Origin of the sequence: Yinghuangia sp. YIM S10712 (assembly GCF_051388935.1) — a bacterium.
GTDB lineage: Bacteria > Actinomycetota > Actinomycetes > Streptomycetales > Streptomycetaceae > Yinghuangia.
Map to the genome: position 1 here is coordinate 75,185 of NZ_JBPKBI010000002.1, position 23,365 is coordinate 98,549.

The following is a 23,365-nucleotide window of genomic DNA, read 5'->3' on the forward strand; positions in this document are numbered from 1 at the left end:
CGGCCCGGGTGATTCCCGACACAGCCGGGGTGAGCCCACCGAGGATCAAGGGGGTCGGAACGTACCCTCCTCTATGTGGCAGACCTCGGCGACGCACCCATCGGCATCTTCGACAGCTCTTTCGGCGGCCTGACCGTCGCCCGTGCGGTCCTCGACCAGTTGCCGCACGAGCCGATCCTCTACCTCGGCGACACCGCCCGCCAGCCGTACGGCCCGCGCCCCATCGCCGAAGTCCGCGCGTACGCCCTCGAATGCCTCGACCAACTCGTCGACCAGGGCGTCAAGGCACTCGTCATCGCCTGCAACAGCGCCAGCGCCGCCATGCTCCGCGACGCCCGCGAGCGCTACCACGTGCCCGTGATCGAAGTGATCCACCCGGCCACGCGCCGCGCCGCGGCTGCCACCCGCAACGGCCGGGTCGGCGTCATCAGCACCGCCGCCACCAAGCAGTCCATGGCCTACGAGGACGCCTTCGCCGCCGCCCCGCACATCACCGTCACCTCACAGGCCTGCCCGCGCTTCGTCGAATTCGTCGAGGCCGGCGTCACCGGCGGCGACGAACTCCTCAAAGCCGCCCACGAATACCTCGACCCGCTCATCGAAGCGGACATCGACACCCTCATCCTCGGCTGCACGCACTACCCGCTCCTGACCGGCGTGATCAGCTACGTCATGGGGGAGAACGTCACCCTCATCACCAGCAGCGAGGAAACCGCCAAGGACGTCTACAAGGTCCTCGCTGCCCACGCACTCATGCGCGACACCACCCTGGACCGGCCTCGGCACCGCTTCCTCACCACCGGCAACCCCGCCCAGTTCCGCGAGATCGGCCGCCGGTTCCTGGGCCCGGAACTCACCGACGTCGACACCCTGGGAGCGACCGTATGAAGCTCACCGTGATCGGCTGCGCCGGCAGCTACCCCGGGCCACACTCGCCGTGCTCCTGCTACCTCGTCGAAGCCGACGGCGTACGCGTGCTCCTCGACCTCGGCAACGGCGCACTCGGCACCCTCCAACACCACGCCGACCTCGGCGCGATCGACGCCGTCGTGCTCTCCCACCTGCACGCCGACCACTGCCTCGACCTGTGCGGCTACTACGTCTACCGCAACTACCACCCCGAAGGACGCCTGCCGCGGCTGCCGGTGTGGGGACCGGACGGCACCGGGAGCCGCCTCGACCGCGCCTACGACATATCCGGCGAATCCGGTGAACGCGGAATGGCCGACGCCTTCACCTTCCACACCGTCACCCCCGGCGTCTTCGAGATCGGCCCCTTCCGCTTCACCGCCGGCCACGTGAACCACCCCGTCGAGTCCTTCGCGTACCGCATCGAAGCCGACGGAACCTCGCTCGTGTACTCCGGGGACACCGCCGTCAGCGACACACTCGTCGAACTCGCCCGCGACACCCGCCTGTTGCTGTGCGAAGCCTCCTTCCTCGACGGCCGCGACACCTACCCCGGCGTCCACCTCAACGGCCGCGAAGCCGGCGAACACGCCGAACGCGCGGGCGCCGAACGGCTCGTGCTCACCCACATCCCGCCGTGGACCGACGCCGAACGCAACCTCGCAGACGCCCGCAAGGCCTACGGCGGCACCGCCGAACTCGCTCGCTCCGGCGCCGTCTACGAGCTCTGAACGAGCGCTCCCCGCACGCCCACTACGGTGGACGCCATGTCACGAGCAGACGGCCGCACCCCCGAACAACTTCGCCCCATCGCCTTCCACCGCGGATGGCTCGACCACGCCGAGGGCTCCGTCCTCGTCGAATTCGGCCGCACCCGCGTCCTGGTCGCCGCGTCCTTCACCGAAGGCGTGCCGCGCTGGCGCAAGGGCAGCGGACTCGGCTGGGTCACCGCCGAATACTCGATGCTGCCGCGCGCCACCCACACCCGCGGCGACCGCGAATCCGTCAAAGGCCGCATCGGCGGACGCACACACGAGATCTCCCGCCTCATCGGCCGCTCGCTCCGCGCCGTCATCGACGACAAAGCCCTCGGCGAGAACACCATCCACCTCGACTGCGACGTCCTTCAAGCCGACGGCGGCACCCGCACCGCGGCCATCACCGGCGCCTACGTCGCCCTCGCCGACGCCGTCCACTGGGCCCGCGACCGCAAACTCCTCAAAGGCAAGACCGAACCACTCACCGGCTCCGTCGCCGCCGTCAGCGTCGGCATCATCGACGGCACCCCCATGCTCGACCTCCCCTACGAGGAGGACGTCCGCGCCGAAACCGACATGAACATCGTCTGCACCGGCGACGGCCGCTTCGTCGAGGTCCAGGGAACCGCCGAAAGCGAGCCCTTCGACCGCGCACTTCTCGACCGCCTCCTCGACCTCGGCGCGGCCGGCTGCGCGGAACTCACCCTCCTGCAGCAAATCGCCCTCGAAGAACCCCCCGGACAGGTCTGACCGACCGCGACGCGCCGCTTTGCATAACGCCCCGGTTGCCAGTGTCACGAGGCTGCAACCGCAAGGGCGTGAAACGGACACCAGACCAGCCGCAACCACCGCACTCCGCTACGGTCTGAACACCGGTCAGACAAGTCGGCAGCGCCGTACGTGCGCAGCGCGCCACCCGTCGCCGACCCCGTCAACCCGGCCGGCCATGTCGTCCCGCATACCGAGGAGCATCATGTTCCGTGCCCACCGCGTCGTGCGCACGAGCGTCGCCGCCGCCGCCATCGCCGCCGCCCTGTTCACGGCCACCTCGTGCTCCGAGGCACAAAAAGCCATCGACTGCATCGAACTCGGCACGCAACTGGCCAATGACATCTCCAACCTGCAAGGCGTCCTCAACGACCCGCAGGCCGCCTCGGAATCGCTCGACAACATCGCCGACACCCTCAAGAAGGCGACCGAGGACATCGACTCTCAGGAAGTCAACGACGCCGCAAGCGAGTTGCTCGCCCGTGTCGAATCGATGAGCCGCCAGGCCGCCGCCGGCGAACTCCCCGCCGCCGACACCGTCAGCCTGCTCCAGGCCGGCGCCGAGACCATCACCAACGCCTGCACGAGCTGACGGCGCGTCAGCGCGCGCCCCCTGCGGACGCACCCGCACCCGCGTACGACGCGAACCGCCGGAACCACGGGGGCGGTTGCCGCCACCCGGGCCCGACACCGGGCCCGGCCCACGGCAGCCGTCCCCGACGCACGCACCCATGCGTAGGCTTGGGCGCCATGAGCCGCCTCGTCCTCGCCACCCGCAACGCCCACAAGATCACCGAACTCCGAAAGATCCTGGGGAACACCGGCATCGACGTGGAAATCGTCGGCGTCGACGCGTTCCCCGACGTCCCCGACGTCCCCGAAACCGGCCTCACCTTCGCCGCCAACGCCCTGCTCAAGGCACACGCCGTCGCCCGCGCCACCGGCCTGCCCGCCATCGCCGACGACTCCGGACTCTGCGTCGACGCCCTGAACGGCATGCCGGGCATCTTCTCCGCACGCTGGGCGGGACGCCACGGCGACGACACGGCCAACCTCGAACTCCTCCTCGCGCAACTGTCCGACATCGCACCCGAACACCGCGCCGCACACTTCACCTGCGCCGCCGCCCTCGCCCTCCCCGACGGCACCGAACGCGTCGTCGAAGGCCGCCTCACCGGCACCCTCACCAACACCCCACGCGGAACCGGCGGCTTCGGCTACGACCCCATCCTCCAGATCGACGGCGACACCCGAACCGCCGCCGAACTGACCGCCGAGGAAAAGAACGCCATCAGCCACCGCGGCGAGGCCTTCCGCACACTGGCCCCGGCCGTCGCCGAACTGGTCACCGGGCGCAGTTGAGCGGGCAAAGCTGATCGGGCCAGTCCGACGGGCCCGCCGTGACAGGTCCGGTCGGACAGCCGAACCGACGGGCGGCGCCGACCCGCAGCGCCGACCCGAGTGCGCTTGTCACGAATCGGTAACCCCCCGCCTCATCCCTTCCGCACCGCGCGGCGCCATGATGAGAGACCACCGCATTCGTGAGGAGAAGACGCGTGCCCCTCTCTCCGGCCACCAAGCGGGTCCTGCGCAGGGAAGGGCCCGCCGCCCTCAACGGCGTCCTCGCCGCCGGCCTCGCGGTCGCCGCGACCGAGTTCACCGCCGCGTTCGTCCGCCGCGAGGCCGCGCCGCTCGTCACCGTCGGGCAGTCGGTCATCGACCGCACCCCGCAGGACGTCAAGCAGTGGGCCGTACGCGAGTTCGGCACCGACGACAAACTTGTCCTCCGCATCGGCGTCGGCGTGGTCCTCCTGATCTTCGCCGCGGTCATCGGCATACTCGCCCGCCGATGGCTCTGGACCGGCCTCGTCGGCGTCGGCCTCCTCGGCGTCCTCACCGTCGCCGCGGCCGTCTCCCGCCCCGCCGACCGGAACACCGACGTCATCCCCGCCCTGGTCGGAGTGATCGTCGGCGCCGCGGCACTGACCGCCCTGACCCGGCCCGACCTCGTACGCCTCCTCCGGTCCGCGCCACGGCCCGGACCGGAACCCGCGAGCGCGCCGGCGACCGCACACCCCACCGGGGCGGACGTTCCGATCGACCCGGACAGCCCGACCCCGCTGGAAGACGCGGACACCGCGCCTGCCGGGGCCCCGCCCCCGAACCGCCGCACCCTCCTCCTCGGCACAGTCGGCGGGGCAGCCCTCCTCGCCGGCCTCGGACGCTGGCTCCAAAACGTCCGCTTCGACGTCGGCAAATCACGCGCCAACGTTGTCCTGCCGCCCCCCGCCGCGCCCGCACCCCTGCCCGCCGCCGGAACCGACCTGCGCCTGCCGGGGCTGAGCCCGTACATCACCCCGAACAAGGACTTCTACCGCATCGACACCGCCCTCGTCGTGCCCGAAATCCGGGCCGAGGACTGGAAGTTGCGTATCCACGGCATGGTCGACCGGGAGATCGAGATCGACTTCGCCACCCTCAGCGCCCGCCCCACCATCGAGCGCGACATCACCCTGTGCTGTGTGTCCAACGAAGTCGGCGGCGAATACGTCGGCAACGCCCGGTGGCTCGGCGTCCCCCTGGCCGACCTGCTGCGCGAGGCGGGCATCCACCCGGACGCCGACCAACTCGTCAGCCGCTCCTTCGACGGCATGACCATCGGCACCCCCACCGCCACCGTCATGGACGGCCGCGACGCGATGCTCGCCATCGGCATGAACGGCGAGCCACTTCCGATACGGCACGGATTCCCCGTCCGCATGGTCGTGCCGGGCCTGTACGGCTACGTCTCCGCCTGCAAATGGATCGTCGAGATCGAGGCCACCCGCTTCGCCGACTACGACGCCTACTGGGTCGAACGCGGCTGGGCCGCACAGGGCCCGGTCAAGACCCAGTCGCGCATCGACACCCCGAAGAACATGTCCAAGGTCCCCCGCGGGCGCGTTCCCGTGGCGGGTGTCGCCTGGGCCCAGCACAAGGGCATCGCCAACGTCGAGGTCCAAATCGACGACGAACCCTGGCAGCAGGCCCAACTCGCCGAAGAGGACACCGCCGACACATGGCGTCAGTTCGTCTGGTACTGGGACGCAAGGCCGGGCCCCCACCGCATCCGCGTCCGCGCGACGGACAAGACAGGAGCGGTACAGACCGACGAGGAACAAGACGTCGCCCCGGACGGCGCCACGGGCTGGCACACGATCTCGATGACGATTACGTGACGGTGTGCCGGAGCTGGCGNTACGGAACGCGGCCGTGGCGGAATGGGATACGCGCAAGATTTAGGCTCTTGTGATGGAGACATCGTGTGGGTTCGAATCCCACCGGCCGCACAGCTGGCGAAGGCGCTCCCCCCGATCGGGGGGAGCGCCTTCGCCAGCTGTGCGGCCGGTGGGATTCGAACCCACACGATGTCTCCATCACAAGAGCCTAAATCTTGCGCGTATCCCATTCCGCCACGGCCGCGTTCCGTAAATCGCCGACGGCGGCGATGCAGGCGGCGATCGAACGGAGGGCCATCCTACCGGGGCGACAAGGTCGCGCGTTCGGGTTGCCTCGGTTTCGGCACAGACGCCTTACCTCGGTTTCGGCCGCTGAAAGTGTCCGTTTGACTGTGGCAGTTGGGGCACATGAACCGCAGATTTTGCGGGCGATTGTCACGCCAGTCGCCATTGATGTGATCAACGTCGAGCGTGATCGGCCGGCCGTTCCAAAGGTCACCCATGTTGCACTCGCTGCACTCGTAGCGGCGTCCGATTTCCACCAGTGCCCTGCGCAGCATCTTTGCTTGCACGCGCCGGTCGCGTTCGGGTTCGTGGCGCAGAATCTCGGCGGCTGTAAGGCGGGGCATGCGGGTGCCCCGATTGTGTGCCTGGCCCGGCAGGTGGCTGAGGTCGACGCCGTGCTTGCGCGCGAAGCGGTGCACCTGCCGGTATGACGTGTGGGCGACGCCGAGGGTTCGAATGACGCCTGCGATCGACTGCGAGGCGGCAACGGCGGAGCGAAACCGCTCCGGATCCATCGACTGCCAGGTCCGCGTGGATGAGACGGGCGTGAAGTGGCTGATGTCGACACCGAAGTCGTGGCAGCGCTTGCGTACATACCTGTCTGCTTTGGCGTATGACTTCACGTCGAGGTTCGCGAGCATCTCGCGCATGTTGGTGCTCTGCGCGGCTGCACGCGCGAGGCGTTCGGGCGTGTATCTGACGACCTGGCCGAAGTGGCTGGTGTCGATGCCCAATTGCTTCAGGCGGCGGCTGATGTGCGTGTGGCGTCCGCCGACGACCGGCAGGCCCAGCCTCCGCAACACCTCGTTGACGCTGCGCGATTCCGCAGCGACCTGTGCCAAGAGCTCCGGCGAGTACTTGTAATTCTTCGTCACCTTCGACCTCCCCCGAGGAGCGGCTTGTGGCCCCTCGGGAGAGTCAACGACGAACGTGCGTGCGAGTTACGGGAAATACCAACCGGTTTTATGACCGCCTGTCAGGCGGCGATCTTCAGGTCCTTGATGAGCTTGGCGACGTGACCGGTGGCGCGCACGTTGTACCAGGCGTGTTCGATCTTGCCGTTTTCGTCGACGACGAAGGTGGAGCGGATCACGCCGGTGACCTTCTTGCCGTACATGGTCTTCTCGCCGAAGGCGCCGTAGGCCTCAAGCGTGGACTTGTCGGGGTCGGAGAGCAGGGTGACCGACAGCGATTCCTTGTCGCGGAACTTGCCGAGTTTTTCCGGTTTGTCGGGGGAGATGCCGACGACGTCGTAGCCCGCGTCGGCGAGCAGGGTGAGGTTGTCGGTGAAGTCGCAGGCCTGCTTGGTGCAGCCGGGGGTGAGGGCGGCGGGGTAGAAGTACACGATCACCTTGCGGCCCTTGTAGGCGGCGAGCGTGACCTCTTCGCCGTCGGCGTTCTTGAGGGCGAAGGCGGGGGCGGTGTCGCCGGGTTGGAGTCGTTCGCTCACCGGGGGCCTCACTTTTCTCGGGGTGCGCGGGTGGGGGTCGTGACCCGGACACGCTAGGTCGGGGTTCGAGGGAGAGCAAACGTGCGCCGGGCGCGTGGTCGTCAAACGTTCCTCGCGGTGTGCGCTTCGTCGCTACTTGCATCTCTTTTGCAGGTGCAAGCCATAGCCATAAAATCGGACGGCTTTGCGCCCTGTCGTCCGACGTGGTCCGACGTCGTCCGGTGCCGTCCGGTGTTGCCCGAAGGAGGTTCCCATGCACGTGCCCGATGGGTTCATCAACGCGCCCGTGTCGGTTGCCGCGGGGGTGGTCGCGGCTGCCGGTGTCGCGGTCAGTCTGCGTGGCGCGCGGCGCGAGCTGGACGAGCGGACCGCGCCGCTCGCGGGACTGGTGGCGGCGTTCGTCTTCGCGGTGCAGATGCTGAACTTCCCGGTGGCGTCCGGCACCAGCGGGCACCTGTTGGGCGGGACGCTCGCGGCGATCCTGGTGGGGCCGTATACGGGCGTCTTGTGTATGTCGGTCGTGTTGCTGATGCAGGCGGTGTTCTTCGCCGACGGAGGGCTCAGTGCCCTGGGCGTGAACATCACGGTCATGGGGATCGTGACCGCAGTCGTCGGTTACGGCCTGTTCCGGGTGCTCGCCGGTGTGCTTCCGCGCACGCGGCGTTCGCTGGTCGGGGCGTCCTTCGTGGGGGCGTTGGTGTCGGTGCCGGTCTGCGCCGCGGTGTTCACGGGGGTGTACGCGATCGGCGGGACGACGGATGTGCCGCTGTCCAAGGTCGCGGGCGCCATGATCGGCGTGCACGTGTTGATCGGTATCGGCGAGGCGCTGATCACGGCGGCGACGGTGTCGAGTGTCCTGGCGGTGCGTCCGGACCTGGTGCATGGTGCGCGCGGTTTCGCGCAGCCGCTGGAACTGCGTACGGGCGGTGCCGGGTCGGCTCCCGCCGCGCGGGTCTGACAGCGGATCCGGCAGCAGGGCGAGAGAGGGAACGGGATGATGGCGAAGGTACGTACGCGCACCCTGCTGATCGCGGGCGCGGTCGTCGCGCTGATCCTCGCGGGTGTCGTCAGCTTCTATGCCAGTCAGAGCCCGGACGGTCTGGAGAAGGTCGCCGCGGACAAGGGCATGGACGAGAAGGTCGAGGAGCACGGGCTCGCCGACAGTCCGCTTGCCGACTACGGCGTGGAGGGTGTGGACGACGAGCGCGTCTCCGGTGGCCTCGCGGGTGTGCTGGGTGTGGGGGCGACGCTGGTGGTGGCCGGGGGCGGCTTCTGGGTGCTGAAGCGCCGCGGCGGTTCGGGTTCCGGCGGCTCGGAGGCGTCCGCTTCGGCGGCGGAAGGTTCGTGACGGCCCGTCGGGGCCGGGCTGCGGCCGGGGGCGGTTCGCGGCCGGGGAGGCGCTGATGGGCGCGGGCCATGCGCACAATCTCTACCGGCCCGGTGATTCGCCGCTGCACCGGCTGCCGCCGCAGTGCAAGTTGGTGGCTGTTGTCGTTTTCGTCCTCGTGGTCGTCTCGACGCCGCGCGAGGCGTACTGGGCGTTCGGTGTGTACGCGCTGTTGCTGGCGCTTGCCGCGGGGGGCGGCCGGGTTCCGGTCGGGTATGTGGCGCGGCGGGTCGTGGTGGAGATCCCGTTCGTGGTGTTCGCGGTCGCTCTGCCGTTTCTGGCGACCGGGCCGAAGACCGAGTTCCTGGGGCTGACGGTCAGTCACAGCGGTTTGCTGGGCGCGTGGAACATCCTCGCGAAGGGCACGTTGGGCGTGGTCGCGTCGATCCTTCTGGCGGCGACGACGAACGTGCGTGACCTGTTGCTCGGCATGGAGCGTCTGCGCATGCCGCAACTGCTGGTGCAGATCATGCAGTTCATGGTGCGGTACTCCGAGGTGATCGCGGGCGAGATGGGCCGCATGCGGGTGGCGCGTGAGTCGCGGGGCTTCCAGGCGAAGGACGTACGGCAGTTGCCCGTCGTCGCGAAGTCGGCGGGGGCGTTGTTCATTCGTTCCTACGAGCGTGGTGAGCGGGTGCATCTCGCGATGTTGTCGCGGGGGTACACCGGCACGATGCCCGTGATCGTCGACGTCCGCGCGAACCGGGCGCAGTGGTGTGCGGCGGCGTTGTTGCCGTCGTTGGCCGTGGTGGCGTGTGCGGTGGCGTGGGTGGGGTGACCGGCCGCCGGGTCGGCGGGGGAGGCACGCGATGATGGGGCGCATGGCCGATCTGAACACCGGCGCCGCTGCGGACGCCGGGCAGGCGAAAGCGGACGCCCTGGCGCCGTCGTTGGATGTCGCCGGGTTGGCGTTCGCGTACCCCGACGGCCACCAGGCGCTTTTCGGTGTCGATCTGCGTATCGCGCGGGGTGAGCGGGTGGCGCTGCTGGGGCCCAACGGGGCCGGCAAGACGACGCTGGTCCTGCATTTGAACGGGATCCTGTCGGCGGACACGGGCACCGGTCAGGGTGTGGTTCGGGTGGCGGGTCTGGAGGTCGCGAAGCCGAATCTGCGCGAGATCCGGCGCCGGGTGGGCATTGTGTTCCAGGATCCGGACGACCAGTTGTTCATGCCGACGGTGCGTGAGGATGTCGCGTTCGGGCCGGCGAATCTGGGGATGCGCGGTCCGGAGTTGGACGAGCGGGTCGGCGAGGCGTTGGACGCGGTGGGGATGCGGGAGTTCGCGGACCGGCCGCCGCATCACCTGAGTTTCGGTCAGCGTCGACGGGTGGCGGTCGCGACGGTGTTGGCGATGCGTCCGGAGATCTTGGTGCTGGACGAGCCGTCGTCGAATCTGGATCCGGCGAGTCGCCGCGAGCTTGCGGAGATTCTGGGCGGCCTGGATGTGACGGTGCTGATGGTCACGCATGATCTGCCGTTCGCGCTGGAGCTGTGTCCGCGCGCGCTGGTCCTGTCCGGCGGGGTGATCGCGGCCGATGGTCCGACGCGTGAGTTGCTGGGTGACGCGGCGTTGATGCAGGCGCACCGGTTGGAGCTTCCGTACGGGTTCGCGCGGCTGGATTGCGATCGCTGCGCGCCGGCGGCCTTCGGTGCACCGGGTGTCGGCGGGGGTGCCGCGGGCTCGTGCGAACACGGGCGGGAACACGGGTGACAACCACTCGGATGCCGCGCGTCGGAGCGGATACCTGCTTGACTTGGGGGCACACGCGGAACCGGTGTGTGGTTCCGGGTGGTGGCAGCGGAAGCGAGAGGACGGGCTGTGGGCGAGAACGGGCACGGCGGGTCGGGGCGTTCTGCGGCGGAGTTGGAGCGGGCCGGTCGGGCGGCGCTCGGGCGTCCGGTGACGGTTCAGGCGAAGCACTCGCGGGTGGAGCCGGCGTCCGGCTCGACGCGGGACGAAGGGAAGGCCGTGTCGCGCACCCCGGATCAGATCGAGGCGGAGATCGAGATCGCGCGGGCGAATCTGGCGGTGACGTTGGATGAGCTGGTGGACCGGGTCAAGCCGGCCAATGTGGCGCGGCGGACGTCGGAGAAGGTCCGGGCGCAGTTCGTCGACAGCGAGACCGGTTCGCCGAGGATGGAGCGGATCGCGCCGATCGCGGGCGGTGTGGTCGGCCTGGTGGTGCTGGTGGTGCTGGTCAAGCGGCGCGGCGGCAAGCCTGCCCGGAAGACCGGCCGGAAGAAGTAGCCGGCGTCTGTCGTCTGTGTGTCTTGCGGAGTTATGTCCGCCCCTGGGGCCGTGTCGGCGCCGGGGGCGGCTTGCTGTTGTCGCCCTGGTGTCACGTTGCGGCGTCGGGGCGGGTACTTTTCATGGGTGAGTTCCGACGCGTCCAAGAAATCCGAACGCCGTGACGGCGGGCACGCCGAGTTCGGCGAGAAGTTGCCCATCCGCATGCTGCACGACCGTGTTCTGGTGCGCCAGGACGCGGGTGAGGGGGACCGACGGTCGAGCGGCGGGATTCTGATCCCGGCCACTGCGCAGGTCGGCAAGAGGCTCGCGTGGGCGGAGGTGATCGCGGTGGGGCAGAACGTCCGTTCCGTCGAGCCCGGCGACCGTGTGCTGTACGACCCGGAGGAGCGCGCCGAGGTCGAGGTGCAGGGTGTCGCGTACGTGCTGCTGCGGGAGCGCGATTTGCACGCGGTGGCGGCGGAGCGGGTCGAGGCCTCGGGTGAGGCGACCGGTCTGTACCTGTGACTGGCGTGGTCGCCGGGCTCGAAGGGACCTGCGTGAGCGGGCCGCCGGTGGGTCCCTGAGCCTGTGGCGGTGGCGGCCTGGCCGGTGACTCGTGTCACCGGCTTCCGGCTTGGCGGGTGCCGGTGGTTTTGAGAGCCTGGGAGCGGCGGGCCGGTCCGCGGCCCGTCCCCGACGAGTGCGGCGTACCGGGCCCTGACGACGACGCGTGTGAGGTGCGTTGTCGTGGCGTGGTTGCTTTTGGTTGCCGCCGGTCTGCTGGAAGTGGCGTGGGCGGTCGGGCTGAAGTACACCGAGGGTTTCACGCGGCTGGTGCCGAGCGTGCTGACCGGTCTCGGGATCGCGGGGAGCATGGTGTTGCTTTCGATCGCGGCGAGGTCGCTGCCGATCGGCACGGCGTACGGCGTGTGGGTCGGTATCGGCGCGGTGGGGTCCGGACTCGTGGGGATCGTGGCCCTCGGTGAGCCGGCGACGGCGGCGCGGATCTTCTTCCTGGCGCTCATGGTGGTGGCGATCGTCGGTCTGAAGGCCACCGGGTCGGGCCACTGAGCGCGCTGCGGGAGCCGCGGCCGACGGAAGGTCCCGGCCGGGGGGTTGGGACGCGGGTTCGGCGCGTCTGCCAGGATGTCCGCCCTGAAGGGGCAGCCTGCGACCGCACGGGGCCCGGAGGGGAGTCGGGAAGATGGTGTCGCGCCGGGTCGTCCTGGTGGCTTTGGGGGCGACCGCGCTGGTGGGGTTGCTGTTCGGCGGGGTCGCGGGGGTGTTGTCGGGCGGGGATGGTGACGGCGCCTCGTCGGCTTCGGGCGGGGCGTCGCCGACGGTGTCGAGCGGTGCGCCGGCTTCGGCGCTGAATGCCTCGGTGTCTGCTTCTCCCAGCGTGAGTGCGAGCCCGAGTTCGAGTCCCAGCGCGAGCCCCAGCGCGTCGAAGTCTGCGTCCGCGTCTCCGTCCGGGCCCTCGCTGACGCCCGGCAAGACCTACCACGTCACGGCGGGTGGCCGGGCGATGGACGTGTACGGCGGGAAGAAGGACCCGAACACGCCGATCATCTTGTTCACCCCGAAACCGGCGCAGGAGAACCAGCAGTGGGTCGTGCGTGACGCCGGCGACGGGATGGTGTCGCTGGTCGCGCGGAACAGCAACAAGTGCCTTGACGTCCGCAGCGGCCGGGCCGTGCAGGACAACTGCGGCGACCCCGCTCAGCGGTGGAAGATGCAGGCGAAGGGCGGCGGCTATGTGCTGGTCAGCCGCGACGGCAAGCAGGCGCTCGGCGTCGGCGGCCAGGAACAGGGCCAGCAGGGCCTGAAGTTGGTGCCGACGGCGTCGGGGCTCGTCTGGTCGTTCCAGCCGGTGGGGTAGCAGCGTGTCGCGGTGCGCTGTCCGTACGGCGCGTCGGGGTTGGGGTCGCGGTGGGGTTCGCGCCGGAACAAAGCGGCACCGCCGTCATGTTTGCCTTGGACGTGGCTTCTCCTGACGCGTCCGAAACGCCCCTCCCGCACCCGGCCGACCCGACGGCGCCCGACGCGCCCATGCCGGCCATTCCGTTGTCCGTGCTCGACGTCGCGCCCGTCGGCACCGGGTACACCGCGACCGAGGCGCTGCGGACCACGACCGAACTCGCCCGGCGCGCCGAGCGCTGGGGCTACCACCGCTTCTGGGTGGCCGAACACCACAACATGCCCGGCATCGCCAGTTCGTCGCCGCCGGTGCTGCTCGCGCACCTGGCCGCGCACACCACGACGCTTCGGCTCGGCTCGGGCGGCGTCATGCTGCCGAACCACGCGCCGCTTGTCGTCGCCGAGCAGTTCGGGACCCTCCAGGCGCTGCACCCCGGGCGCATCGACATCGGGCTGGGCCGCGCACCGGGCACCGACCAGGCCACCGCGCGTGCGCTGCGCCGCAGTGCCGAGGCGTTGTCGGCGGACGACTTCCCGCAGCAGCTCGGCGAGCTCATCGCGTTCCTGACCGGCGGTTTCCGGGACGGCCACCCGTACCAGCGCATCCAGGCGGTGCCCGGGCCCGCGTCGGGCATCGCGCCCGGCGGCGAGCACGATGCGTCCAGGGCACCGATCTGGCTGCTGGGGTCCAGCGGCTACAGCGCGCGACTGGCCGGCATGCTCGGGCTGCCGTTCGCGTTCGCGCACCATTTCAGCGGCGAGCACACGCTGCCCGCGTTGGAGCTGTACCGCGAGCACTTCCAGGCGTCCGAGGACCTGAAGGAGCCGTACGCGATGATCGCGGCCGGTGTCATCGCCGCCGACACCGCGGACGAGGCCGCGCGGCTGGGCCGGTCGCAGGCCCTTGCGATGCTGCGGCTGCGTCAGGGACGGCCGGGGCTCCAGCCGAGTCCGGAGGAGGCCGACGCCTACCCGTTTACGCCGGCGGAGCAGGATTTCGTCGCCGCGTACCAGCGCCAACACGTCATAGGCGACGCCGCGGCGGTGCGCCGCGGTCTGCGGGAGCTGGCCGAGCGGACCCGGGTCGACGAGCTCATGGTGATCAGCAATGTGCACGGCCACGAGGCGCGGCTGAAGTCGTACGAGATCATCGCGCGTGAGTGGGGGCTGCCGGGGGCAGGCTGAGTCCGTCCCGGTTCTCGGGGTCACACGAGCGAGTCGCGCCAGGCGCGGTGCAGCGTGCCGAACCTGCCGTCGGCGTCGTTCGCGACCAGCTCGGCGGGTGAACCGTCCTCCACGATGCGGCCGTTGTCGACGACCAGCACACGGTCGGCGATCTCCACCGTCGACAGCCGGTGGGCGATCACCACGGCGGTACGGCCCTCCAACACCGTTGCCAGCGCCCGCTGCACGGCGCGTTCGCCGGGGATGTCGAGCGAGGATGTGGCCTCGTCGAGAATCAGCACCGCCGGGTCGGCGAGCAACGCCCGGGCGAACGCGACGAGTTGGCGCTGGCCTGCGGACAGCCGCGCGCCGCGTTTGCGGACGTCGGTGTCGAAGCCGTCCGGCAGCGCCGCGATGAAGTCCCAGGCGCCGAGCGCGCGTGCGACCTCCTCGATCTGCCCGCGCGTGGCGTCCGGTCGCCCGATCGCGATGTTGTCGGCCACCGAACCGGAGAACAGGAACGACTCCTGGGTGATCATCGTCAGCTCGCCACGTAGCTGATGGGCTGTCAATTCGCGGATGTCGACGCCGTCCAGGCGCACCGCGCCGGCCACCGGGTCGTAGAACCGGGCGAGCAGCTTGGCGACAGTCGACTTGCCCGCGCCGGTCGCGCCCACCAGGGCGACCGTCTGGCCGCGCGGAATCTCCAGGTCGATGCACGGCAGCACCGTCGGGCCGTGCTGATAGCCGAAGCGGACCCGGGCGAAGGTGATCGTGCGTCCCTTGCCGGAGCGTTCGGGCAGTGGCGTCGGCCGCACGGGGTCGGCGACGGCCGGTTCGTGCGCGAGCAGTCCCGCGATCTTCTCCAGGCCCGCGGCGGCGGACTGGTAGGTGCCCAGGAACAGCGCGAGTTCGTCCAGCGGGTCGTACATGCGCCTGATGTAGAGCGCGAAAGCGGTCAGCACGCCGAGTTCGAGGCCGCTGTCGGCCACCCGGAACGCGCCCACCGCGATCGTGGCGACCAGGGTGAGGTTGCCCACGAGCAGCAGCAGCGGGGCGAAACGCGCGAACAGCACGATCGTCTCGGTGTTCGCCTCGGTGTAACGGCGGTTCAGCGTCCGGAAGATGCGGGCGTTGCGCGGCTCGCGGCGATACGCCTGGACCGCGCGGATTCCGTTGAACGTCTCGATGTACTGCGTGGTCATCGCCGCGCTGGTGGTGCGCGTGCGGCGGAACGCGTCGGTCGAGCGGCGGACGTACCACCAGGTGGCGAGTGCGAGTGGCAGCAGGCCGGAGGCGACCAGCAGGGCCAGCGGCACGTCCAGGACGAACAGGAAAGCCAGCGAGAACCAGAACGACAGCAGCGCGCCGACGAGGCCGTCGATGCCGTCGTCGAGGAGTTCGCGCACCGCGTCGACGTCGCCGGTCGCGCGCGCCACGATGCGGCCCGAGGTGTAGCGCTCGTGGAAGTCGAGGCTCAACTGCTGCGCGTGCGTGAAGATTCGGCCGCGCAGGTCCCGAAGGAAGCCCTGGCTGACCCGGCCCGCGGTGACCTGGAAGGCGAACTCCGTTCCGGCGGTGAGGAATCCGCACAGGACGTAGGCCACGGCGACCAGGACGAGCGTCGAGTTGTCGCCCGCGATGGCGTCCGGCACGGCCTCGTCGATCGCCAGGCCGATCAGCAAGGGACCGGCCAGGTATGCCAGTTGCCCGACGACGGCGAGGCACACCGTCAATGCGAGCAGGCCGCGGTACGGGGCCAGCATCGAACGCAGCAGGCGGCGCGCGTCGCCCGCCCGTGCGCGGCCGAACCCCGGGTCGGGGCCGTCGTCGTCGTTTCCGGCCGTCTCCGCCTCGGCCTCACGCACGGCGGCGTCGTGGGCGGGCCCGTCTCCGGTTCGTGCGCTGATTCCGCGCCACGACACCTGGTCCGTGTCCCCGCGGCCGTCGTCGGGACGCGCCGGGGTGCGCGGCGCGGTGCCCGGCGTCTGGGGTTCGTCGCTCACACCGCCTCCTTGGCGGGTTGCCGTTCGATGTCGGGCGTATGGCGGAACCGGGAGCTGTCGGCCGCCATCAACTGCCGGTACGCCGAGCTGCGTTGCAGCAACTGCTCGTGGGTGCCGACGGCTTGGATGCGCCCGTCGGTCAACAGTGCGACACGGTCGGCCAGTTGCACGGTGCTCGGCCGGTGCGCGACGACCAGCGCGGTCGTCGTCGCCAGCACGTTGCGCAGTGCCCGCTCGACCTGGGACTCGGTGTGCACGTCGAGTGCGGACAGCGGGTCGTCGAGGACCAGGACGGCCGGGCGTGCGACGACCGCGCGTGCCAGGGCCAGGCGTTGCCGCTGGCCGCCGGACAAGTCGAGGCCTTCCTCGCCGACTCGGGTGTCGAGGCCCCAGGGGAGGTCGTCGACGAACTCGGCCTGCGCGACCGCGAGCGCGCGGCGCACGTCGGCGTCGGTGCCCTCGGGGAAGCCCAGCAGGACGTTCTCCCGCACGCTCATCGAGAACAGCACCGGCTCCTCGAACGCCACCGCCACGATGCGCCGCAGCCGCTCGACCGGCAGGTCCCGCAGGTCGACGCCGTCGAGGGTGATACGGCCGCCGGTCACGTCGTACAGGCGCGGCACCAGCGACGTCATGGCGGTCTTGCCGCATCCGGTCGGGCCGACGAGGGCGATCGTCTCGCCAGGCCGGATCGCCAGGTCGATCCCGCGCAAGAGGTCGGGGGCGTCGGGCGGCGTCTCCGGGAACCGGAAGCGGACGCTCTCGAAGGCGAGCGCGCCGGTGACGCGCACCGGGTCGATCGGGCGGGCGCGCTCGGGGAGTTCGCCGTCGGCGTCGAGGACCTCGAAGTAGCGGGCCGCGGCTGCGGCGGAGTCCGTCGTCGCGGCCAGGAGCCAGCCGAACGACTCGACCGGCCAGCGCAGATACATCACGATGGCGAAGAACGCCACGAGCTCGCCGGTCGTCATCGCGCCGTCCGCGACCTCGCCGACGCCGAGCAGCATCGCGACGGCCACGGCGACCTCGGGGACCACGATGAGGAACGCCCAGATGATCCCGACGAGGCGCGCCTTGTGCAGCTCGGTGGCCCGCAGCTCGCGGACGAGGGCGCGGAACCGGTCGTCCATCGCGCGGTGTCGGCCGAAAGCCTTCAGGACGCGGATGCCGAGGACCGACTCCTCCATGACGGTGGCCACATCGCCCGCCTGGTCCTGTGCGCGGCGGGTGACGACGCGGTAACGCCGCTCGAAGACGATGCTGAAGGCGATGATGGGCACGGCGACCGCGGTCACCACCAGGCCGAGCAGCGGGTGCAGGACGATCAGCATGACCGAACCCACCAGGAACGTCGCCGCGTTGACGAACAGGAACACCGCGATGAACGACAGGAACGAGCGCAGCTCGCCGAGGTCGCGGGACGCGCGCGACAGCAATTGGCCCGACTGCCACGTGTCGTGGAAGGCCACCGGGCGCGTCTGGAGGTGTTCGTACAAGGTGTTGCGCATCGACTCCTCGACGCGCGGCAGGGCACGCGCGACAAGCGCGCGGCGGGCCCAGAAGAAGAACGTCTCCGACGCACCGAGCGCGACGAGCAGCGCCGCCCACGGCCACAGCGCGGCGGTGTCGTGATCGGCCACCGGACCGTCCACGACGCGCGCGACGACGAGGGGGATCGTCAGGCCGACGCAGGTCGCCGCCAAGGCGGCGAGTGCGCTGGCGATCAGCCGCCGGCGGGCCGGGCGGACGAACGGTCGCAGCCGGAGAAGGGTTGCGACAGTCGACTGGTCAGGTCTTGTGGACCAAGGCGACGTCACGGGCGTGGGGTCGGCCATGCTTCCCGACCGTACGGATGGAACCGCCGCGGGTCATCTGGTTTTTCTGGTTGGTCCCGAGAGCGGGGGATTTCTCCGGCAGGGGGTGCGCAGGGACGGTGCTTTGCCCGCAGCGGAACCCCGAGGGACGTCGCAGCCAAGATCGCGGGAGGGTTGGGCGTGCTGCGCCGACGGCCGCCGGGCCGCCGAGCGCACGCGGAGCCTCGGAACGGAGTCGTAATGGACATGCGCGTGGCGGCGGAACCCGTCGCTCGGACGCCGGGCGATCGTGCGGGGGCGCTCGTCGCGGGTCTGCTGCTGGCTGCCGGCGGCGGCCGGCGGCTCGGGGGGCGGCCCAAGGCGCTGCTGCCGTTCCGCGGGCGGCCACTGGTCGAGAACGGGATCCGCGTGCTGCGCGACGGCGGCTGCGCCACGGTCACCGTGGTGCTCGGCGCCGCAGCCGACGAGGTGCGGGCCGCGGCCGACCTTCGTGCGGCGCGGGTGGTCGTGAACGCCGACTGGGCCACCGGCATGGGCTCCTCGCTGCGGGTCGGCCTCGCGGCGCTGCCGGACGACGCGTCCGCGGTCGTGGTCATGCTTGTCGACATGCCCGGCGTCGGGGCTGCCGCCGTCGCCCGGCTGATCGCCGCCCATCGCCAGGACGGCGCCGAACTGGCCGCGGCGGCGTACGACGGCCGTCGCGGTCATCCGGTGCTCTTCGCGGCGCGCTGGTGGTACGAGGCCTCGACGAGCGCGCGCGGCGACGCGGGAGCGCGGGCCTTCCTCACCGCGCACCAGGACGCGCTGCGACTCGTCGAGTGCGGCGACATCGCCGAGGACCACGACATCGACACGCCTGAGGATCTGGGCCGGCTGGGCGGGTAGGTCGTTCGGGGAGAAGTCCCGACATCGATCCGCTCACCTCGAACCGAGGAGTCCGTACATGGCACGCATGTTCCTCAACGGCCAGGCGATGCAAGGCGGTCCCTTCCACCACCACCTGGGAGGCGCGCCGCTGGTGATGAAGACCCGTACCGCGCCCGGCTACCGCTTCTTCTCGATCGCGGACCGCTGTCCCGGCCTGTGGCCGGATCCGGGCGCCGACACGCAGATCGAGGGCGAGGTCTACGAAGTCTCCGAGGAGGTGCTGCGCGACGAACTCCTGCCCTCGGAGCCGCCCGAGCTGGAGTTCGGCATCATCAAACTGGAGGACGGGTCGGCGTGCTTCTCGATGCTGCTGCGCGCCTGCGAACTCGTCGGCGGGAGGCACCGCGAGATCACCGAACACGGCGGCTGGCGTGCCTACTTGCGGACCCTGGGCCGGGAGGGCTGACGTTTGATCAGGCCCCGCCCACGGTCGACTCCAGCCTCGCGATCATCCGCAGCACCTCGTCGCGGTTCCCCGCCGTGGTGATCCACGCGGGCAGCCGCGAGACCAGCGTCATGCGGATTCCCTCCTCGGTCCACGCGTCCTCGCGCAGCTCAGCCGCGACGAAACGGCGGATGAGCGCGAGGTGGCTGAGGTTGTACGCCCACAGCAGCCCGTGCCGCGTCGACGCCTGGAGCCACAGCGGCAGCGAGAAGTACGGGTCGTACATGTGCGCGGCGTCCGCACTCGGCATCGCGTAGATGCCCGAGTCCTTGTCCCGCGTGTGCCCGCACTCGGCACACACCAGTCGGCGTGCCTGGAACGGCGACAGCACGCCCCGGCGCGGATGCACGACCACCCGCGCCAACGCCTCGCACCTGGGGCAGCGGATGAGGATCTCGTCCATGAAGTCGTAGATGGTCGACAGGTCGTCGCGGAACCGTGGCGGGGACTCGGATGGCACCATCTCTTCGGCACATTCCTCTCACGTCATGGGAAGTGCGCAACCCGCGCGACCGTCGGCGGCACGCCCGGTTCCGCCCCCGCCGGTCCGATTGGAGGGAGAACCCTCTTGCAGCGCCCGTCGACGAACGTCAGCGCGCGCCCCATGCTCGCGGGGCCACGGCGTGAGTACATGAGTGTTTGTACCTAGGTATTCGGCGAACCCGCCACCCGGCGCGACGCGTTCGCCGCCGTCGCCGACTGCCGTGGCGGCGCTCAGGTGAGGCCGGCGCGTCGGGCCAGGGTGGTGGAGGCGGCGGCGGTGTTGCGGGCGATGGTTTCCTCGTCGGCGCGGGTCAGCCGGCCGTTCTCCACGACGGCGGTGCCGTTGACGAGGAGGAGGGTGAGTGGGGGGACGGCGCCGAGGACCAGGGCGGCGGTCTTGTCGGTGATGCCGGCGTGGAGGATGCCGTCCGTGTGCCACAGGGCGAGGTCGGCGAGTTTGCCCGGTTCGATACTGCCGATCTCCCCTTCGCGGCCGAGGACTTGGGCGCCGCCGATGGTGGCGACGCGCAGGGCCTGGCGGGGGGTGAGGGCGTCCGCGCCCCACTTCACGCGGTTGAAGAGGAGCAAGTTGCGCAGCTCGGTGGCGAGTTCGCCGGACTCGTTGGAGGCGGCGCCGTCCACGCCGAGGCCCACGGGAACGCCGGCGCGCAGCAGGTCGGGTACGCGCGCGACTCCGGCCGCGAGGCGGGCGTTCGAGGACGGGCAGGTGGCCACGCCTGTTCCGGTGACCGCGAACTTGTCGATGTCGGCGTCGCTCATGTGCACGGAGTGCGCCATCCACACGTCGTCGCCGAGCCAGCCCACCGACTCGAAGTAGTCGGTGGGGCCCATCTTGAACAACTCGTGGCAGTACTTCTCCTCTTCGAGGGTTTCCGACCCGTGGGTGTGCAGGCGTACGCCTTTGCGGCGCGCCAACGCCGCGCATTCGCGCATGAGTTCGGTGGAGACAGAGAAAGGCGAGCACGGCGCCGCGGCGATGCGCAGCATCGAGTCGAACGACGGGTCGTGCCAGCGGTCGATCGCCTCCTCGGTCGCGGCGAGCGCGGCCTCGGTGGTCTCGACGGCGTTGTCCGGCGGCAGGCCGCCGTCCTTGCGGCTGCGGTCCATCGAGCCGCGCGTCGGGTGGAAGCGCATGCCGAGTTCGGCGACGGCCGCGATCTCGGCGCCGAGGATGTCGCCCGCTCCGCGCGGGAAGACGTACGCGTGGTCGGCGGCCGTCGTGCACCCGGACTTCAGCAGCGCGGCGGCGGCGCCCTGTGCTGCGGCGTGGCACAGTTCGTCGTCGATCTTCGCCCACGTCGGGTACAGCTCGACGAGCCAGTCGAAGAGGATCGCGTTCTGCGCGAGTCCTCGGGTGAGCCACTGGTAGAAGTGGTGGTGCGTGTTGACCAGGCCCGGGGTGAGCAGGTGTCCCGAGGCGTCGATGCGGCGTACGGCGTCCGGCACTTCGGGGGCGGGGCCGGGGCCGACCGCTTCGATGCGGTGGCCCGCGACGACGACGTGGCCGGACGGGTGCTCGGTGTCGTGGGGGTCGACGGTGGCGATGTGGGCGTTCTCGATCACGATGCGGCCGGCGGGGGCCGGGGTGCGGTCGGTGGCCATGCTGGTGCCGCCTTTCAGTCGACCGGGATGACCGGGGTGACTCCCTCGCGGTGCACGGTGCCTTCGATGAGCCCGTAGGGCCGGTCTGCCGCGAAGTAGACCTCGTTGTCGTTCTTCTGCCCGAAAGGTTCGAGGTCGACCAGGAAGTGGTGCTTGTTGGGCATCGACAGGCGGATCTCGTCTGTCTCGGGGTGGTTTTCGAGCACGTGGTGGCCCATCGCGTACAACGTCTGTTGCAGGGAGAGGGAGTAGGTCTGCGCGAAGGCGTCCAGCAGGTGTCGCCTGGTCCGGGTGTACGACGTGTCGAAGTCGTCCGCTGACATCCCGTCGCCGCCTGCCACGAGGTGCCAGCGGGCGTTGACCTCGGTGGCGAGGACGCGGTCGCTCGTCTCCCGCAGAGTCGTGTACCGGTCCTTGACGTAGCCGCGGAACTCCGAGGCGGTGGTGTTCATCACGATCAGCCCGGTGACTCCCGAGACGATCCGCAACCCGGAGCCGTCGCGGACGACTTCGGTGGTCCGCACCTCGCCGCCGTCGCGGACGAAGGAGTGCGGGAAGGCCGGGGAGGCGATGGGGGACCAGCCGTACTCCTCGATGCGCACGCGGGCGCGGTGGATGGCCGGCTGGGTGTCGACGAAGTGCCGGGCGAGCAGGCCGCCGTACTCCTCGATGCAGGCGATGCCGTGCTGCCGTGCGAGCGCGTACACCGTGTTCTTGGCGGTGTCGGTCGGCAGCACGGCGGAGTTGTCGCCGGTCAGGTGGGTGGCGGCGAGGTCGCCGGACAGCGCGATGCCGACCGTGAGGTCCTTGACGCGGTGGGGGACCGTGTCGCGGCTCACCCGGACGATCCGGACCTCCGCCTTGCCGTACTGGTTCTGGCCGAGCACCGTCACCATGGCCTAGCTCCCTCGGTAGACGGAGTAACCGAACGGGCTCAGAAGCAGCGGGACATGGTGGTGCGGGCGCGCCGGGTCGGTGGTGAAGACCACCTGCACCTCGGGGAAGAACGCGGTCTCGCCGCGGGCGGCACGGTACGCGGCGACGTCGAACCGCAGCCGGACCACCGCCGTTGCGTCGCCCACCGCGGGCAGGTCGCGGCAACGGCCGTCGGCGTCGGTGCGTACCGTGCCGAGGATGTGCCAACGCCCGTCCGGTTCTCGGCGGGAGAGCTCGACGGGGACATCCGCGGCCGGCTCGCCGGCACCGGTGTCGAGCACGTGGGTGGAGACGGCGGTCACGCCTGCACCAGCCTTTCGAGACGGATGCGGTTGATTCTGCGGAGCTCTTCGCGGGTTGTTCCGCGTTCGGTGGCCGCGTCGTTGCCGAGCCGTTTGCGGAGGGCCGCGAGCATATCCTCAGCGCTGCGTCCGGTGGCGCAGATCAGGAAGACGTGGCCGAAGCGGTCGCGGTACTCCCGGTTGGCGTCCGCGAGTTCGGCGAGCAGGGAGTCGTCGGCGCCGCGTACGCCCGCCTGTTCGCGCTGCGACGCCTCGTCACGCTCGGAGGGGCTGCCGATTGCCGCATGACCGGACAACGCCTCGGCGAGGTCCGCCGGGACCAGAGCGGTCGTCGCGCGGTCGGAGGCGGCGTACAGCTCGTCCGCGTCGCGGCAGGGCAGTCGGGCCGCGACGGCGTCGATCCACGCGCGGGCGGCGCAGACCTCGCGGAGGAGCCTGCGGGCGTCGTGCGGGGCGGCCGTGTTGAGGCGGGCGAGGCCGGGGGCCGCGTCGGCGGGCGGGGCGCCGGTCGGCACGGGAGGGACGGGGTCCGCTGGATCGGCCACGCGGGACCTCCTGAAACGGGCGGGGGAGCCAGGGCTGGCACAGAAGGGAGTCGCCGCCGGGAAGATCGGCGCCTTGTTCTGTCGAACGTTAGGTCGGCGTTCGAAAGCCGGTCAACCATGGGCCGAACCGGCTCCGCCGGGTGGCCGAATCTGCCGCGCGTCCGCGAGGAGGGTCGCGCGAGGACGAGCACTTTCACACG

24 protein-coding genes, 2 tRNA genes and 1 pseudogene are annotated in these 23,365 nt (G+C 70.5%); 17 read left to right on the forward strand and 10 right to left on the reverse strand.

The features are described 5' to 3' along the window. The first annotated feature begins 75 nt into the window (after window positions 1–75). The 7 genes from murI to ACRX5W_RS05805 all read left to right on the forward strand — a co-directional run bounded on the left by murI (window position 76) and on the right by ACRX5W_RS05805 (window position 5,764). Window positions 76–888: a glutamate racemase gene (gene murI / locus ACRX5W_RS05775; RefSeq protein ID WP_436786846.1), complete on the forward strand. Its 813-nt coding sequence runs from the start codon at window positions 76–78 to the stop codon at window positions 886–888. Then, window positions 885–1,640 (forward strand): MBL fold metallo-hydrolase, encoded by a 756-nt coding sequence (locus tag ACRX5W_RS05780; RefSeq protein ID WP_436786847.1) that lies wholly within the window; start codon window positions 885–887, stop codon window positions 1,638–1,640. Before murI ends, ACRX5W_RS05780 begins: the two co-directional genes overlap by 4 nt. A 36-nt stretch (window positions 1,641–1,676) precedes the next feature. After that, entirely contained in the window at window positions 1,677–2,417 is a 741-nt protein-coding gene (gene rph / locus ACRX5W_RS05785) for a ribonuclease PH (RefSeq protein WP_436786848.1), read from the forward strand. A gap of 223 nt (window positions 2,418–2,640) precedes the next feature. Next, on the forward strand, window positions 2,641–3,027 hold the full coding sequence (locus ACRX5W_RS05790) for a hypothetical protein (protein ID WP_436786849.1): 387 nt from the start codon (window positions 2,641–2,643) through the stop codon (window positions 3,025–3,027). A 158-nt stretch (window positions 3,028–3,185) separates the two neighbouring features. Beyond that, entirely contained in the window at window positions 3,186–3,797 is a 612-nt protein-coding gene (locus ACRX5W_RS05795; RefSeq protein WP_436786850.1) for an XTP/dITP diphosphatase, read from the forward strand. A gap of 194 nt (window positions 3,798–3,991) precedes the next feature. Then, window positions 3,992–5,653: a molybdopterin-dependent oxidoreductase gene (locus ACRX5W_RS05800; protein WP_436786851.1), complete on the forward strand. Its 1,662-nt coding sequence runs from the start codon at window positions 3,992–3,994 to the stop codon at window positions 5,651–5,653. A gap of 28 nt (window positions 5,654–5,681) precedes the next feature. Further along, window positions 5,682–5,764, forward strand: a tRNA-Leu gene (locus tag ACRX5W_RS05805). Between the two features lie 50 nt (window positions 5,765–5,814). Here ACRX5W_RS05805 and ACRX5W_RS05810 read toward each other — a convergent pair. From ACRX5W_RS05810 to bcp, 3 genes are all read right to left on the reverse strand, one after another. Further along, window positions 5,815–5,897 (reverse strand) — tRNA-Leu (locus ACRX5W_RS05810). A gap of 55 nt (window positions 5,898–5,952) precedes the next feature. After that, window positions 5,953–6,813 (reverse strand): hypothetical protein, encoded by an 861-nt coding sequence (locus tag ACRX5W_RS05815; protein ID WP_436786852.1) that lies wholly within the window; start codon window positions 6,811–6,813, stop codon window positions 5,953–5,955. A gap of 101 nt (window positions 6,814–6,914) precedes the next feature. After that, window positions 6,915–7,388 carry a thioredoxin-dependent thiol peroxidase gene (gene bcp / locus ACRX5W_RS05820; protein ID WP_436786853.1) on the reverse strand — a complete coding sequence of 158 codons (474 nt, stop codon included), beginning with the start codon at window positions 7,386–7,388 and terminating at the stop codon, window positions 6,915–6,917. Between the two features lie 253 nt (window positions 7,389–7,641). On the opposite strand from bcp, the pseudogene ACRX5W_RS05825 reads away from it, so the two are divergent. The 8 genes and pseudogenes from ACRX5W_RS05825 to ACRX5W_RS05860 all read left to right on the forward strand — a co-directional run bounded on the left by ACRX5W_RS05825 (window position 7,642) and on the right by ACRX5W_RS05860 (window position 14,108). Beyond that, window positions 7,642–8,736, forward strand: a pseudogene (locus ACRX5W_RS05825) (energy-coupling factor ABC transporter permease). Between the two features lie 55 nt (window positions 8,737–8,791). Then, the gene (gene cbiQ / locus ACRX5W_RS05830) at window positions 8,792–9,553 is read left to right on the forward strand and encodes a cobalt ECF transporter T component CbiQ (RefSeq protein ID WP_436786854.1); all 762 of its coding nucleotides are present in this window, start codon (window positions 8,792–8,794) and stop codon (window positions 9,551–9,553) included. Window positions 9,554–9,596: 43 nt separating this feature from the next. Then, the gene (locus tag ACRX5W_RS05835; protein ID WP_436786855.1) at window positions 9,597–10,487 is read left to right on the forward strand and encodes an energy-coupling factor ABC transporter ATP-binding protein; all 891 of its coding nucleotides are present in this window, start codon (window positions 9,597–9,599) and stop codon (window positions 10,485–10,487) included. Between the two features lie 258 nt (window positions 10,488–10,745). After that, on the forward strand, window positions 10,746–11,024 hold the full coding sequence (locus ACRX5W_RS05840) for a DUF3618 domain-containing protein (protein WP_436786856.1): 279 nt from the start codon (window positions 10,746–10,748) through the stop codon (window positions 11,022–11,024). Between the two features lie 204 nt (window positions 11,025–11,228). Continuing rightward, a complete protein-coding gene (locus ACRX5W_RS05845) occupies window positions 11,229–11,531 on the forward strand; it encodes a GroES family chaperonin (protein WP_436787491.1) in 303 nt (100 codons plus the stop codon). 222 nt (window positions 11,532–11,753) lie between these two features. Next, window positions 11,754–12,077 carry a DMT family transporter gene (locus ACRX5W_RS05850; RefSeq protein ID WP_436786857.1) on the forward strand — a complete coding sequence of 108 codons (324 nt, stop codon included), beginning with the start codon at window positions 11,754–11,756 and terminating at the stop codon, window positions 12,075–12,077. 133 nt (window positions 12,078–12,210) lie between these two features. Beyond that, window positions 12,211–12,885 carry an RICIN domain-containing protein gene (locus tag ACRX5W_RS05855; protein ID WP_436786858.1) on the forward strand — a complete coding sequence of 225 codons (675 nt, stop codon included), beginning with the start codon at window positions 12,211–12,213 and terminating at the stop codon, window positions 12,883–12,885. Between the two features lie 86 nt (window positions 12,886–12,971). Continuing rightward, window positions 12,972–14,108 (forward strand): LLM class flavin-dependent oxidoreductase, encoded by a 1,137-nt coding sequence (locus ACRX5W_RS05860; RefSeq protein ID WP_436786859.1) that lies wholly within the window; start codon window positions 12,972–12,974, stop codon window positions 14,106–14,108. A 20-nt stretch (window positions 14,109–14,128) separates the two neighbouring features. Here the strand turns inward: ACRX5W_RS05860 and ACRX5W_RS05865 are convergent, their stop codons facing one another. Both ACRX5W_RS05865 and ACRX5W_RS05870 read right to left on the reverse strand, forming a co-directional pair. Beyond that, entirely contained in the window at window positions 14,129–15,997 is a 1,869-nt protein-coding gene (locus ACRX5W_RS05865; RefSeq protein WP_436787492.1) for an ABC transporter ATP-binding protein, read from the reverse strand. 92 nt (window positions 15,998–16,089) lie between these two features. Continuing rightward, window positions 16,090–17,925: an ABC transporter ATP-binding protein gene (locus tag ACRX5W_RS05870; RefSeq protein WP_436786860.1), complete on the reverse strand. Its 1,836-nt coding sequence runs from the start codon at window positions 17,923–17,925 to the stop codon at window positions 16,090–16,092. Window positions 17,926–18,150: 225 nt separating this feature from the next. On the opposite strand from ACRX5W_RS05870, the gene ACRX5W_RS05875 reads away from it, so the two are divergent. Further along, window positions 18,151–18,789 carry a nucleotidyltransferase family protein gene (locus ACRX5W_RS05875; protein WP_436787493.1) on the forward strand — a complete coding sequence of 213 codons (639 nt, stop codon included), beginning with the start codon at window positions 18,151–18,153 and terminating at the stop codon, window positions 18,787–18,789. A 58-nt stretch (window positions 18,790–18,847) separates the two neighbouring features. Next, the gene (locus ACRX5W_RS05880; protein WP_436786861.1) at window positions 18,848–19,237 is read left to right on the forward strand and encodes an allophanate hydrolase-related protein; all 390 of its coding nucleotides are present in this window, start codon (window positions 18,848–18,850) and stop codon (window positions 19,235–19,237) included. Window positions 19,238–19,244: 7 nt separating this feature from the next. Here the strand turns inward: ACRX5W_RS05880 and ACRX5W_RS05885 are convergent, their stop codons facing one another. From ACRX5W_RS05885 to uraD, 5 genes are all read right to left on the reverse strand, one after another. After that, complete coding sequence (locus ACRX5W_RS05885; protein ID WP_436786862.1) at window positions 19,245–19,739, reverse strand: hypothetical protein; 495 nt, start codon at window positions 19,737–19,739, stop codon at window positions 19,245–19,247. 251 nt (window positions 19,740–19,990) lie between these two features. Continuing rightward, window positions 19,991–21,382, reverse strand: coding sequence for an 8-oxoguanine deaminase (locus ACRX5W_RS05890; protein WP_436786863.1), 1,392 nt, complete (start codon window positions 21,380–21,382; stop codon window positions 19,991–19,993). A gap of 14 nt (window positions 21,383–21,396) precedes the next feature. Next, window positions 21,397–22,278, reverse strand: a complete 882-nt coding sequence (pucL, locus tag ACRX5W_RS05895) for a factor-independent urate hydroxylase (RefSeq protein WP_436786864.1) — start codon at window positions 22,276–22,278, stop codon at window positions 21,397–21,399. Between the two features lie 3 nt (window positions 22,279–22,281). Beyond that, window positions 22,282–22,620: a hydroxyisourate hydrolase gene (uraH, locus tag ACRX5W_RS05900; RefSeq protein ID WP_436786865.1), complete on the reverse strand. Its 339-nt coding sequence runs from the start codon at window positions 22,618–22,620 to the stop codon at window positions 22,282–22,284. Continuing rightward, the gene (gene uraD, locus ACRX5W_RS05905) at window positions 22,617–23,165 is read right to left on the reverse strand and encodes a 2-oxo-4-hydroxy-4-carboxy-5-ureidoimidazoline decarboxylase (protein ID WP_436786866.1); all 549 of its coding nucleotides are present in this window, start codon (window positions 23,163–23,165) and stop codon (window positions 22,617–22,619) included. Before uraD ends, uraH begins: the two co-directional genes overlap by 4 nt. Window positions 23,166–23,365 lie beyond the last annotated feature (200 nt).